This window comes from Rhodopirellula baltica SH 1 (genome assembly GCF_000196115.1).
Classification (GTDB): domain Bacteria; phylum Planctomycetota; class Planctomycetia; order Pirellulales; family Pirellulaceae; genus Rhodopirellula; species Rhodopirellula baltica.
On sequence record NC_005027.1, the window covers coordinates 2,036,215 to 2,050,243 of the forward strand.

The 14,029-nt window shown below is 54.9% G+C and carries 10 protein-coding genes; 6 read left to right on the forward strand and 4 right to left on the reverse strand.

Annotated features, from left to right (window positions below):
- Positions 1–74: 74 nt before the first annotated feature.
- The 3 genes from RB_RS07765 to RB_RS07775 are packed head-to-tail and all read left to right on the forward strand — an operon-like array spanning position 75 to position 2,352.
- The gene (locus RB_RS07765) at positions 75–809 is read left to right on the forward strand and encodes an anthranilate synthase component II (RefSeq protein ID WP_011119638.1); all 735 of its coding nucleotides are present in this window, start codon (positions 75–77) and stop codon (positions 807–809) included.
- The gene (locus RB_RS07770; RefSeq protein ID WP_011119639.1) at positions 806–1,393 is read left to right on the forward strand and encodes a DUF447 domain-containing protein; all 588 of its coding nucleotides are present in this window, start codon (positions 806–808) and stop codon (positions 1,391–1,393) included. The genes RB_RS07765 and RB_RS07770 overlap by 4 nt, the downstream gene beginning before the upstream one ends.
- Positions 1,390–2,352, forward strand: coding sequence for a GHMP family kinase ATP-binding protein (locus RB_RS07775; RefSeq protein WP_011119640.1), 963 nt, complete (start codon positions 1,390–1,392; stop codon positions 2,350–2,352). Before RB_RS07770 ends, RB_RS07775 begins: the two co-directional genes overlap by 4 nt.
- Here RB_RS07775 and RB_RS28525 read toward each other — a convergent pair.
- The gene (locus RB_RS28525; protein ID WP_011119641.1) at positions 2,349–2,882 is read right to left on the reverse strand and encodes a tRNA (cytidine(34)-2'-O)-methyltransferase; all 534 of its coding nucleotides are present in this window, start codon (positions 2,880–2,882) and stop codon (positions 2,349–2,351) included. The genes RB_RS07775 and RB_RS28525 overlap by 4 nt on opposite strands.
- A gap of 364 nt (positions 2,883–3,246) precedes the next feature.
- Between RB_RS28525 and RB_RS07785 the strand changes: the two genes are divergently transcribed.
- The 3 genes from RB_RS07785 to RB_RS07795 all read left to right on the forward strand — a co-directional run bounded on the left by RB_RS07785 (position 3,247) and on the right by RB_RS07795 (position 8,409).
- Positions 3,247–4,572, forward strand: coding sequence for a 3-keto-disaccharide hydrolase (locus RB_RS07785; protein WP_231846311.1), 1,326 nt, complete (start codon positions 3,247–3,249; stop codon positions 4,570–4,572).
- A gap of 175 nt (positions 4,573–4,747) precedes the next feature.
- A complete protein-coding gene (locus RB_RS07790) occupies positions 4,748–5,965 on the forward strand; it encodes a tRNA-uridine aminocarboxypropyltransferase (RefSeq protein ID WP_231846547.1) in 1,218 nt (405 codons plus the stop codon).
- A 317-nt stretch (positions 5,966–6,282) separates the two neighbouring features.
- On the forward strand, positions 6,283–8,409 hold the full coding sequence (locus tag RB_RS07795; RefSeq protein WP_231846312.1) for a carbohydrate-binding domain-containing protein: 2,127 nt from the start codon (positions 6,283–6,285) through the stop codon (positions 8,407–8,409).
- Between the two features lie 10 nt (positions 8,410–8,419).
- On the opposite strand, the gene RB_RS07800 is transcribed toward RB_RS07795, so the two are convergent.
- From RB_RS07800 to RB_RS07810, 3 genes are read right to left on the reverse strand one after another with little or no spacing between them, the layout of a single operon-like run.
- Positions 8,420–10,003, reverse strand: a complete 1,584-nt coding sequence (locus RB_RS07800; protein ID WP_011119646.1) for a DUF7133 domain-containing protein — start codon at positions 10,001–10,003, stop codon at positions 8,420–8,422.
- Positions 9,997–12,543: a c-type cytochrome gene (locus tag RB_RS07805; protein WP_164921685.1), complete on the reverse strand. Its 2,547-nt coding sequence runs from the start codon at positions 12,541–12,543 to the stop codon at positions 9,997–9,999. The genes RB_RS07800 and RB_RS07805 overlap by 7 nt, the downstream gene beginning before the upstream one ends.
- The gene (locus tag RB_RS07810; RefSeq protein WP_164921686.1) at positions 12,540–14,003 is read right to left on the reverse strand and encodes a sulfatase family protein; all 1,464 of its coding nucleotides are present in this window, start codon (positions 14,001–14,003) and stop codon (positions 12,540–12,542) included. Before RB_RS07810 ends, RB_RS07805 begins: the two co-directional genes overlap by 4 nt.
- Positions 14,004–14,029: the final 26 nt, after the last annotated feature.

Below are 14,029 nucleotides of genomic sequence, written 5' to 3' on the forward strand. Positions count from 1 at the left end.
ACCACATTCCCAATCCTTGCTAATCAACCGATGAAGCCGTCCGGATTCCGACGTCGCTTTGATACTGTTACTCGTTGATACTGCTACTCGACAACTACGACTCCTTCGTTCACAACGTCGCGCGTTATCTCCGCGTCGCTGCTCGCCGGAACCGCGCAGGCAACAACTTGCCGATGGAAGACGAACCCGGCAAAGGGTTGCAAACGAAGGTCGTCCGCAGTGATTCGTTGTCGGTGGAACAGATCATTGAGATGAATCCAAGTGCGATCGTGATCTCACCCGGTCCCCATGGCCCCGAATCCGCAGGATGTTCGCTGGATGTGGTCCAACGGCTCGCGGGCAAAATTCCAATTCTAGGAATCTGCCTCGGACATCAAACCATCGCGGCCGCCTACGGTGCGAAAGTCGTCGTCGGTCCGCCGATGCACGGGATGGCCGTTCCAGTCAATCATCGCGGCGTGAGTGTGTTCGCTGGATTGCCTTCCACCATCGAAGTCGGACGATATCACTCGCTTCGAGTGGATGCTGCGACGCTGCCAAAGTCATTGCAGATCACCGCGTGGGCAGCGGACGATCCAACATTGATCATGGGACTAGCAGATCACCGACGCTGCGTTCATGGGGTCCAGTTCCATCCCGAGTCTTTGCTCACGCAAGGCGGACTGGCCATGTTTGAACACTTCATCGGAATGGCTCAAAGGCATCAACCCGAACACCAACCGTCGGTCCAAGGTTCACGCTTTCAACGCACGACCATTCCGCCGATCTCGATTTCGCAACCCGACGCCGGTGGGGGTGCGACGTCATGATCTTGGAATCATTGGTCACGACACTCGACGAACAGGGACGCATCAACCTGGCACCGCTGGGACCGATCGTGTTGCCACCGCAATCGCCTGGTGGCCTTCCGCAGTTCTTGCTTCGTCCCTACGAGGGATCGACCACTTGCGACAATTTGCTCGCAAGTGGAAACGCCGTCATTCATGTGATCGACGATGCTCTACTGATCGCGAAAACAGCGATTGGCAAAGTCGACGCGAGCGATTTGGTCGTCCCCATTCCTGGATTGGAAGACACCCATGTGCGATTGAAGCGATGTCATCGTTGGTTCGCCGTTCGAGTCACGCAGCGTGCCGGAACGCCACCACGACACGAGCTCACCGCGAGATGTCTGGCTTCGGGATTGGTCGACCCATTTTTTGGATTCAATCGTGCCAAGCATGCGGTGATCGAAGCCGCTGTTGCCGCCACGCGGTTGCATCTGCTGCCTCCCGAGGAAATCGAAGAAGAACTCGAGCGAGCTCGAATCGCGATCGAAAAAACCGGCGGTGAGCCTGAGCGAGAAGCGTTGCAATTGATTCGGCGACACGTGCGAGAGTCGTCGATCTCATGAGCGTCGAAGTTCGAACGGGAGCCCGTCTGCATTTTGGATTGTTGGATGTTGCGCCACCCTTTGGCGGATGCGGCGTCATGATCGACGGGCCGCTCACCTGTGTTCGCGTGAGTTCGTCGACGACGTTCGAATGTGACCAACGCCATCGCGATCGCATTCTCGGGATCGTCGATCGCTGGCAGCAAATGACCGGCCGAGCGACTCGGCCTGCCGTGACCATCGAAGTCGTGTCGGCGGCACCGTCGCATAACGGGCTGGGGAGTGGAACTCAACTCTCGCTCGCGATTTCGCTGGCATTGCTGAAGCAAACTTCCGCGGAACGGCCGACACGCGAATGTGTCTTGCGATTGGCCAACCGAGGTCGACGAAGCGCGGTCGGCTCACATGGATTTTTTGAACCCGGGTTGATCGTCGAAGGCCTGGACCGCGGTCAAGCCAGCGATCGCGAACGAGCCGACGGTTGCCAACTCAATCCAATCGACCGAAGGATCTCACTTCCGGATTCGTGGCGTGCTGGTGTTGTATTGATGGACGCCGCATTGCCAAGTGAAACGATCAGTGGTGATGAGGAACAACAACAGTTCGATGCGCTGCAACCAGCTAGCGACGAAGTGCGATCCAGACTGGTCGATATCCTCACCCGTGAACTCATTCCGTCGGTCGAACACTCTGACTTCGACTCGTTCGCCGATGCAATCACACGCTACAACCGTTCCAGTGGCGAACTGTTCTCATCTGTTCAAGGTGGTCCATACAACGGTGAAGCGACAACGCGTTTGATCGAGCAGTTGATTGCTTCCGGCCATAGCGGTGTCGGACAGAGCAGCTGGGGTCCCGGAGTATTCACGTGGTTCGAAAGTGAAGAAGCGGCGGCGTTGGCATCGCGGGACTGGGACAAACGATTTCCCGGAACAAAGTTGCTGGTGCAACGTCCTCTCCGCAACGCGAAACATCACTAAGCAGGCAACAGATCAATGGTCTGACGTTGATGTTCGTACAAGGCGATGCCTGCTGTGACACTCAAGTTCAGACTCCGGACTTGCTCTCGCATCGGCAACCGAAGCGATCTTGGGTCATCGGGCTTCAAGATCGATGCTGGCAAACCACTGGTTTCTCGACCGAAAACCAGCACGTCGCCCAAAGCGAATTCGGCTTCCCAAACCGTCCGTTTGGCGAACTTCGAAAAGAAGAAAAATCGCTCCGGGTTCAGTCGTTCGCAAAGAGCGTCCCAAGAGGGGACCGGTTCCCAGTCCAGGTACTGCCAATAATCCAGTCCGGCACGACGCAGTCTTTTTTCATCGAATTGAAACGAAGCGGGTTCAACGATCCAAAGTTTTGCCCCCACAGCGACACAGGTTCGGCCAATATTCCCCGTGTTCTGAGGAATCTCCGGCTGATAGAGGACGACGTGGGCGGGTGGCTGCACGGATAAGGGAAGACTGTCGGACATCAACGTCACATTTTTACGATTGGCGATGGGCCGCAACATCCGCGACCCCGAAACGATTATCCTACGAGGACTTCGGATATTGTCCCACCTCCATTGATAGGTCCTGTCTGAATCCCGCCTGAAATCCCACCCAACCGCGTCCGTTTGATGCGGCTCGACTGGCCCCGCCAACTCAGCCACATCTGATTTGCCTTGGTCGCCGCGTTTTATGTTTTCACCGATGATCGGTGAGAGCCAAACCAAACGGCCTCCGTCCCAACGAGCGATTTTCAACGCCCGCAGAAACAATCCGTTCCGTCGAGTGTCTCCGACACTGCGCGTGAACCAATGCCGAAACGTCACGCCGACACCGCGTGCGTTCGATCGATTCACTTCACTTTGGTTTCCACTTCAACGTTGCAACATGAACCTACACCTGAACCAACGCTTACCGCTTTGCGTGGCCTTGTGCCTCGCCGCCTTCACAACATCGCACGCGCAAGACGCCACCGACACTCAGTCCGGTTGGGCGACGCTTTTCAACGGCAAAGACCTGTCGGGATGGCACGGCCAACCACACTTCGACCCTTACAAACTTGCTGAGATGTCCGATGAAGAACGGGCGTCCAAAATCGAAGAGTGGACCGCAGACGCGAAATCACATTGGTCGGTTGAAAACGGGGAGTTGGTCAACGACGGCCACGGTGCATACTTAACAACGGACGAAGGCTATTCCGACTACGAATTGAAATTGGAATACCGAACCGTCGCCAAGGCGGACAGCGGCATCTACTTGAAAGGCACCCCTCAAGTCCAAATCTGGGACACCACCGACGAAGGCAAGTTCAACCTGGGAGCCAACCTGGGCAGCGGTGCTCTCTGGAACAACTCACCCGGTGCGGCAGGCAAAGATCCTTTGGTTTTGGCTGACAAACCCTTTGGTGAATGGAACACAGTTCACGTCATCCAAGTCGGTTCACGAACCTCCGTGTGGCTCAACGGCAAACAAACCGTCGATCACGCGATCATGGAAAACTATTGGCGTCGCGGAGAGCCATTGCCCGCTTCCGGTCCGATTCAATTGCAGACGCATGGCGGTGAAATCCGCTGGCGCAACATTCAAGTTCGGCAATTGGACACTGACGAGGCGAACGACATTCTCGCATCCAAACACAACGACAACTTCACTTCGGTGTTCGACGGAAAGACGTTGGAAGGTTGGATCGGAGCCGTCGCGGATTACGAAGTGACCGAAGACGGCTCGATTCAATGTCAAAAAGGCCGCGGTGGCAACTTGCTGACGGAAAAAGAATATGGCGACTTCTCCGTCCGCTTGCGATTCCGCTTGCCCGAACGCGGCAACAATGGTTTGGCAATTCGGGCTCCCAAAGAAGGAAACCCCGCCTACGCCGCGATGACTGAGTTGCAAGTGCTGGACAACGATCACCCCGCCTACGCAAAGCTCGATGAACGCCAATACCACGGGTCGGCATACGGAATGGCGGCAGCGAAACGTGGCTACCTACGTCCCGTCGGTGAATGGAACTTCCAACAAGTCACCGTTATCGGACCAACGATCCGAGTCGAACTGAATGGCAACGTGATCCTGGACACGGATGTATCGAAGATCGACGACTACATGGCTGGCAGTGCTCACCCGGGTAAAACCCGAACTTCAGGTCACTTTGGATTCGCCGGCCACAATGATCCGGTCGAGTTCAAGGACATCTCCATTCGTGAAGAAAACTGATCGCCTGATCTGTTGAATTGCCACGAGTACACAGCGACCCCGCGTGCAGAATTCCTGCACGCGGGGTTCATTTTTGGTTGCACGGTCGTTTCAGCGAATCACCGCCGGTCGCATTTTGCCAAGCGATCCGACGCTGACGCCTGATACCCGGCCATCTGAATTTCTAATAGAGTTTGTGGCGTTTCATCTATCGCACACTCGCATCAGACACTTCCCGATCGACATTTTATCTCCACCCTCAAACGAAACTCCGATCGAATCGGACGAGCCCAAACGCTGTCACGCCTGTTTTCGCCCACGATCGCTTTGCTTTTGCGAACTGATCCCAAAGGTCGCCAATCAAACCGACGTGTTGATCATGCAACATCGTCGCGAGCGGTCGCATCCGTTCAACACCGCTCGAATCGTTGGCCAATCGTTGCAGAAATGTCGGGTCATGGTTGCTTACAATCATGAATTGGCCGAGCGATTTGCGACGATGCCCCTCAGCGACGGCGTTGGACTGTTGTATCCCGGCGACAATGCCAAACTGCTCTCGGACTTGTCGCCGGAGGAGCGACCAAAGCAACTGGTCGTCATCGATGGCACTTGGCATCACGCCAAGACGCTCTTTCGCGACATTCCGCGTTTGCAGACGCTTCCTCGGTATCGACTCGCGCCATCTCAACCGGGCCGATACCGGATCCGTCGCGAACCAAATGAGCACGCTCTCTCAACGCTCGAAGCGACCGTCGCGGCCTTGTCGGCGATCGAACCCACCACACCCGGATTCGATCGTCTGTTAGACGTGTTCGATCGAATGATCGCGGATCAGATCGGGCATGCAAAATCCAATTGGCGACTCAACGAAACTCGACGCCGGGGATCCGCCAACGTGCCACGAGTGTTGACCGAAGATGTGAGCAAGATTGTGGTCGCCTATGGCGAACAGGAGCGAGGCAACACCGACAATGCAACTGCAACAGATTCTCACTCACCGGCACCACTGTTTTGGAACGCGGTTCGAATGGGAACGGGCGAATTCTTCCGCTGTGCGATCCAGTCCGAATCGCTGACTGACGAATCCTTCATGCGTCGCCTCCGTTTGACTACAGAGGAATTGGAACCGCTTGTCACAGTGGATGAGTTTCGCGAACGCTGGCGAACCTTTGTCCGCCCCGATGATCGCGTTGCTACCTTCCATCGCAGCACTTCCAAGTTGCTGGAAGACATCGGGGCAGATTTTTCCCCGAGCATCGTTCTGAAGTCAATCAATCTGAATCCACAAACCAAAGAAAGCGATCCGCGAACGCCCGCGATCCTATCCGACCAAACCAGCAACTCCCGTCCGCTACGACGATTGGCTTGGGCGGTTCGATTCGTCGAAGAATTGGTGCAGCACTCCGCAAACTGACGTCCTGCAAAAAAGTTCGACCGTCGCCCGATCGGGGTCATTTGCCTCGTCCGGCGCATTTTCATGGGGTCTCAATCGCGCGATCTGCTGCCTGCCAAATCAAGATAATTTGCTAAAGGGGAGACATCGATGGCACCCAATCCGCGATGCGGTTCGCCTCCATGTCCGGGAAGCAATGGCCAGCAGCAACATTGATCCGCTCGCAACACTTTCACTGGGGATGCTACCACCCCACGCCCCATCGCCTATACTCTTGACCACCACCCCAGATCACCCGGTCCCCTCAGTCCCCCAGTTCCATGAATCTTCGCAGTTGGATGAACCGTCTTCCACGGCGTCGCTCACCTAAGTTTACGTCGAAACGTTCGCAATCATCGACGGCGAATTGGTTGGTCGACGAACTGGAACCGCGGTTGTTGTTGGCGGGTGACGCAGGTCAGGAAATCAGCTTTGCGTGGGACGCATCTGGAATCGAGGTGCAGGCGATCGGGGACACTGGGCAAGAGATCCTGGAAGTGATCTACAACGAAGAAAGGATCTCGTACTTCCGCGTCAGCGACCAATGGGAGACCTATCAGATCAATGTGGACTACACCTCGATTGATCCGAGCCTGTTACGAATTCATTTTGTGAACGATTTCTATGACCCTGCACAGGGAATCGATCGGAATGTTCAACTTGGATCAGTGACGATTGGTGATCAGGTCCTCGACAGCAACGCGGCGGACGTCTTCTCAACGGGAACTTGGATCCCCGAGGACGGTGTAGTCTCCGGCCAAGGACGTGGCAGCGTGCTGAACACAAACGGTTACTTGCAATACGGCACGCCCACCGGATCAGAACTCGTCGTCTACGCTCGAGGTGACCAAGGCGGCGAGAAAATGAACGTTTTAGCGGGCTCGTTCCGTTCAGACTCAATCAGCCTGACCACCGAAATGACGGCCTACAAGTTCTATCTCAATACCGACTTGAAACCGAACTCGGTACGGGTGGAGTTCATCAACGACTTGTACCGACCTGATCCAGGCATTGATTACAACTTGGTCGTCGATCGGATCGAAATTGACGGGGTGGTTCATCAAACCGAGGATCCCTCCACGTTTGCACAAGGAGTCTATCGAAATGGATCGATCACATCCGGAAACTGGCAAACGGAGCGATTGGAAGGACGCGGACACTTTCAGTTCTCTGCAAATGAATACACGAGCGAACGCTACACGTTGGACGATTCGATCGCGAGTTCAGGTGTCTCAATCATCACCCCCGAGCGTCCATTTGAAGTCGAACATGCAATCACTTCCCAAGACGAATCCGCAGTCGGTTGGAACCAGTATTTCTGGGGTGAGTCGGGTGAATACCAAAAGATCATCCAAGTCCAACTGTTCGACGAAAATGGATCCGCTCTGAAATCGTTCAACAACGGCGAGCCTGTTGAACTGATCCAGGCCGCGAAGCAGTTCCTCAACAATGATTCGCTAAAATCCACGCAGTTTTCATTGCAGAACCTCGAGGTGGATTCGCAAGATCGTCTGCTGGCGCGTCTTCAGGTTTTCAACTATGACGGATACTTCCGCAGCTATTCCAATGTCCTGGTTCGCTTGACAGAAAACGGCCAGTTGGACGCCTCATTTGGTGATGGCGGTTTTGTTCAGGCTTCCCTCGGAGGCATCAGCTCGAGGGCATCCATGACAATGGATTCGCAGGATCGAATCCTGCTCGGCAACGACGTGTCAATTGCACGCTACAACGCGGACGGAACGGCAGACAACAGTTTCGGAATCAATGGTGCAACGAACATCCCGACGCCGCAGGAACCGAATTTCTATTCGGCGGAATCGCAGATTCTTACCCGTCCAGACAACTCCATCATTGTGCTGTGGGGGTTCCCCTCCAATGAGAGCACAAATGCGGGATGGTTGATCCAACTGAATGAAGATGGCAGCACAGGAACCTGGTTTGGCGACGAAGGCTTCGCGAACATTCCCCACCAACAGTTTTCTGAATACTCATCCTACGGCGAGCGGTTTGAACGCGTGGTGCTGGACGACGAAGGAAGGCTCACCGTCCTGGGAACCCAAGTCTCGCTTCGATTCACCATTGACGGCCAGATTGACTCCAGCTTCGGTGACGGAGGTCGCCTGATTTTGCCGAGTTCCATCGTGACCGACGGAGTATTATTGTTCGACAACACGGCGGGGGCCTTCGATATCGATAGCCAAGGCCGATACATCGTTTCCTACCTCAACGGTGTCGCTCGGATCACGCCGGACGGGCAACTGGATACGTCGTTCAGCACCGACGGGATATCTGGTCACAACCCTGACGAAATCGGAAACCTGCAGCCCTACTCACTGAAAGAGTGGGAATTCGATTCGAACGGCGATGTTCGAACCTTGGCACAAAACGATGACGGCTTCGGCATCGCCTACTGGCAACTCGTTTGAGTCCGGTCGATCACTTCTGCGGAATATTGTTTAGCGTGTAGAACGATTTCCGGTGCAGCAGCGGTTTCCCGTTTGCATCCAACACGCCATGTGCATCCAGTTCGTGCACAAACAGTTCCCGCAATCCGTCCACCTTCAACTCAACTCGCATTCGGTCTTCGGACACAATGGCTTTGCGAATGTTGAGATGTCGTTTCAAGACTTCGTCGCTGCCATAGCTGGACTGATACAAGTACGTGTGACTGGTCATTCCGTAGGACCGGACATCCGAGGCTGATTCGACGTCCACCGGGCGAGTGAATACCAGTTCAAAGCCATCAGGTTTCGCCCGCATCTCTTGGATTTCAAACGGCGTTTCGCCGGTCCAGGTCAAACGCTGCAAACCATACGGCGACGTACCCAGACTGCTCCAACCACGATTGGTCAGCCCGACATAGACGCTTCCATCTTCCGCTTGCGCCATCCGCAAAACCGCAGAAGCAAATCCGCGCCGGAATGGAAAGCATGCCCCTTGATATTCACCGTCGACTTTTTCGAGAAACACTCGGTTGATCGATGCCTGAGTGAACTCGCCAACGAACAATTGCCCGGCAAACGGACCGAAACCACCACCGCTGCTATCGAGAAGGATATCGGTCGCGGATTGACCGGCCTTCTTGTAGGGGAACCACACCGCGGGCGGTTGCATCTGCGGAAATCGTTTGAGGGCCTCGGGGTAAGCGATCCCGTTCGGCACTTTAGCCACGTCGTGAATCGTTGATCCCTCCAGCTCCATCGAAGCAAGCGATTCTGGATGATGGAAGAAAGCTCCTGGCCGCATATGATTCAGCGAGTTCGTCGCGACCCAGTTGCCTTGTTGGTCGGTATAAAACATGTCGCCATCCGCGTTGGCTCCTAACCCGGAAGGAGACCGCATGCCTGCGCACACTGGTTGCAAGGTTCCGCGAGGAGTCACTTTCATCGCCCAACCGCGCCACGCCGCCTGGCGATAGCCAAATGGTGCATCAGGAACGATTTGTTTCAGCTGTTCGCCTTTCAGCCCCATCCCGATGTTGAGCGTCATCCAAAGATTGCCGTCTGGATCCAACTTCGGACCGTAGGCGTACTCGTGGTAGTGCCCCGAAACGCCCCAACCTGACGCGATCGTTTCGTATTCATCCGCGACGTCATCGCCGGTAGTGTCTCGCAGACGGGTCATCTCCGTTCGTTGGACGGTGATCAATGAGTCATCGTGATGAAGCAAACCGAGTGGCTCATGCAACGCAGTGGCAAAACGGTGATAGGAAACACGCTCGGAATCGTCGTCGCCAGTGACCTCATCCACTCCATCCAACAACCAGACTTCGCCTTTGCGAATCGCAACTGCCAAACGAGACGGACTCAGCACCGCGATCCCACTTACCTCCAACGCGATCCCATCATCGGAAGGTTTCCAGTTTGGATCGCGAGATTCCGTTTGTGCTTCGGGAGCGGCGATCGAGACCATTCGGTAGTAGTCGTTCTCTTCATCCGCTCGGACCACGTCTCCAAACAGGACAGTCAAAAGCAGAGCAATCACCGGACACAACGTGCGAAGCATTTTGCAAATCACCATTGGTACACAACCTCCATCGTCTGGTTCTTGCTGAGTGAAACCCAGACGTCATCAGCGTTAGGATCTCGATCGACTCGATCTTCGACCGCTTCTCCATCCGAAAACGTCACGTTCAAACCCGACGCACTGGTGATTCGATTGGATCCGTCCAGTCCATTCGGGGATGCACCCGTCAATCGAAACTCCAACCGTCCGTCAATCGGTTCGTCATCCTTCGCGATGCGAATGGTTCGACGAAGTACGCGATCACGAGTTGCCTCGACGCGGTCCGTCACAATGGTGCCGCCAACGCGATAGCGAAACGTGGGAACGCGATTTGAATCGAGCTGGTAGCCGATGAAGGTTGGATAAGAAGGCTTCTGAGAATGATCGCTTGGTTGAAACCGAAACTCAGCCCCAGGCGAAACAACGACAGCGTCCATTCCGAGTGGATCGATCGGCGGTGTAAACCGCTCAAACCATGTGCTTCTGGCATCGACAAAATCTTCCTTCCATGCCAAAGCAAGCCGAGGCGTTTTCGCGTCGATTGCAAAGTGAACGCCTTCGGGGAATCCGACCGCAATCGCGTGATTCCCAACACCGTTCATGAATGTCCTCAAGATCAAAGGCTGATCTGCCGGTTTCAATTCATAGCTTGCCGCCAACGCCTCAGCAATCTTTGGAGGTGCTCCCAAGCGATCGGACTGTTTCAAGTAAGACCAAAGGGCAGCGACTTGCTGACCAGTATTGCCATCCAAAATATGAGGAGATTGGCTGACTCCATCCGGAAAAAACGAGGGCATCCGAGTCCCACGTTTCAACGCGCCAGGATCCAGAACGAATGTGCGAAACCAGTCTGGACGGATCCGATTCGGGACGCCGCCCAAATCAATCCCAACCACTCCGAGCAAAGCATTTCCATCAAAGGCGTGACACTGAATGCAGCCAATCTGAGTCAACTGCTTCCCGTCTTCTGCGAGCGCGTTGTGCTCACCAAAGATATCGGAGTCGGTTTGTTTTGAGGCGTCATCCGCCACTTCGAATGCCTGAGCCAATGGCTCAACCATCGACTTGGGAAAGGTTGGCATGCGGATGGTCATGTGAGGCCGCAACCGAGTCGCGGGGTGTCCCGCCAATACCTTTTGCAACCAATCCTTTGTGAGTTTCGCACCGACACCGCTGAGACCGGGAGGCAATCGGCCTTCATCACCGAGGTCCGCCAACGAATTGGCTTCAAAGTGCGGTTTTCGATATCGCCCGACTCCGCCAAGTTGTTCACGCTCGTGGCATGCGTAGCAGTTCAACGTCAGCAAACTCTGCTGAACCAACTCGCTTGCTTCACGGATCGAGGCCGCGCCTGTCAACACGCCACTTTGAATCGAATGGACGAGGGTTTCGGTTTGAAATTCATCCAGACGAAAGTCAACACTCCGATGGCTTTCGTCTCGCAAACACGAATCAGCTGAATCAATGTTGAGTTGTCCCCATTCGGTTGCAAACGATTGCTTGATCGATAGCCCTGTCTCATGGCAATTCGCACATCGCAATGAGCCGAACAGCTGCTTCCCCTGTTCGATCAATTGTTTGGACGATGCAAAATCGCTGGGGTTTTCGTCGCTGTTTGAAGTCGATGCTTCCTGTTGCTGCATCAAGTATTCCGCGATATCGGCGGCTTCGTTCGGCGTCAGCTTCAAGCTCGGCATCCGTCCGGCGGGACGAACGTGTTCAGGATCGTGAAGAAAGTGCGTCAGCGACTGCCGTGTGTATTTGGCAGGCAAATCCGCATGCGGAACCGAGTCCACTCTTCGTGCGGCACTCGCCAGCCCCATGTCTTCCAACTCTTCCGGATTCAGCTCGTCAAGAAGACGGTCAATCGCGGATGATTGCGAAGATTCAACCTCCACTTCCGCGCCAGGTTCATGACACGCGACGCAGCCAACCTGATGATAGAGATCTCCACCTCGATCGGGATCGCCTTTGTCCCAGAACTCGTCCTCCAAAGGATTGGCCCCACCCGCTTTCAGTTCTCGAAAAGGCTGCTGACGCGACGCCAGAAAGGCGACGATTGCTTCGATCGCCGCGGCCTTCTCGGACTCGTCGAGTTCATTGAGTACATCCGGCATCGTCGTACCGGATTTCGTCTCATGCGGGGAGTGCAAGAAATCTTTGATCCAACTCGCACGCAATCGAGTCCCGGCCGCCGTCAAGTCTGGTCCAAGTTTAGGCGTCAGATCACTACGTTGCGAGCGATGACACGCGACACAGTTCAGTTCTGTGACCAACAATCTCGCCGTCGCGGCTGAATCGATTTCGTCATGGCGACCAAACCGCTCCACAGCAGAGATGAACGGAGACCGCTCTGCAGCCACACGTTCCTTTGCCACGCTCGTTGAAGCTATCGCAAAGACCAGCCCCCAACCGGTGAGGCAACCGATCAGCATGCCATTCAGTATGCCGTTCAGCACTTTGCAACGACGATGGAAAGGCAATATGTACATAGAGCGGTCGTTGGCTTGAATCATTGGAACCGTCGAACCCGCGACCGAAACGCGTGAACTCATTCCACACCCAACTCGGTCGCCCACCACTGGAGATACTCACTATCGGAAACGGATGGTTCGAGGCCGCGCCGCTGCATTGTTCGTTCGTACCACTTGCGTTTTTCAGCCATCAACTCATCCATGTTGACCGTTTGACTTTCGTCAACGCCGCCTTGGTCACCGGTCTCGTTCATCCAATCGTCCATCGTCGTTCGGAGTTGCACCAGCGTCGACTGATAGGATCCTTCTTTCGCGAGGTTGTGCAATTCATGTGGATCGTTGGACAGATCGTAAAGCTCTTCCTCCGGACGATTCTCCGCCATGAATGGTGAATCCCACTGTCCCTCCTCGTGCAACACCTTCATCAACGTTTCCACTGGGTAAGAAAGCTTCTTGTAGCTGCTCAGCTGCAAGTAGGGCTTTTCAGGATGGAAATTGCGGATGTATTTGTACCGTTCGTTTCGCACGCTTCGAATGCGATCGGGAGCATCACCGCAGCGATCACGAGCGGCAAAGATGTATTCATGCCCGGCCCACTGATTCTTCAACAGCGATTTTCCGGGTAGTTCCGGCGGCTCAATTCCGGCGGCCTGCAATGTCGTGGGAACGAGGTCCAACAAGGTCGCCATACCGGATTCCTGGCTGGCCTCTGCAAGCTTCGCTGGCCAACGAACAATCAGTGGCGTGTGCAACCCGCCTTCGTACAACCACTGCTTGCCTCGGACATGTGGCCGGCCGTGATCACCAAAGAAGATCACCAAGGTGTTCTCGCTGATCCCTTCCGACTCCAAACGATCGAGCACCCCGCCGACCTTTTGATCCATCACTTCAATCGTCGCCAAATAGTTCGACCAATCGGCGCGGGTAATCGGATGCTCGGGGTAATATGGAGGAATCGGAGCCTCGGTGCGTTGACGATCGCTCTTCACAAATGGACGATGCGGTTCATGGATATGAACTTGTGCAAAAAACGGTTGCCCAGGATCGCGATCGGCCCAGTCATAAGCATCAAAATGCGTTCGCTTGTCGTACAGGTAATTCACGCCGTACTTGTTCGCCTGCTTATTGCCCACTTCGCCATTTCCATGCGAAATGAAATAGCCCGCCTCTCGCAACCAATCAATCGCCGTCCGAACCTGCAACTCCTTCTTGTCGCGAGTGAGATGGTGATAGCACCCGATCGAAGTCTGGTAGCGTCCCGTCTGGAATGCTGAACGCGACGACGAGCACACCGGTGATGTACTGAATGTATTGAGAAAAAGTCTCCCGCGTTCAGCTAAGCGATCAACGTTGGGAGTCGCCACATCTGGATAGCCATAGCACGCCAACTCAGGTCCGAGATCATCGGCAATGATCCAGACAATATTGGGCCGGCCATCGCTGACGCCATGAACGCTGGGATTTTCTTCCGCGGACGCTTGTCCGATCAAACAAACGAGTACGCAAAACGCTTTTAAAAACGAGACTGGTGGCTTTCGCATCGACAATCGCTGAGGTGGGAACTTGG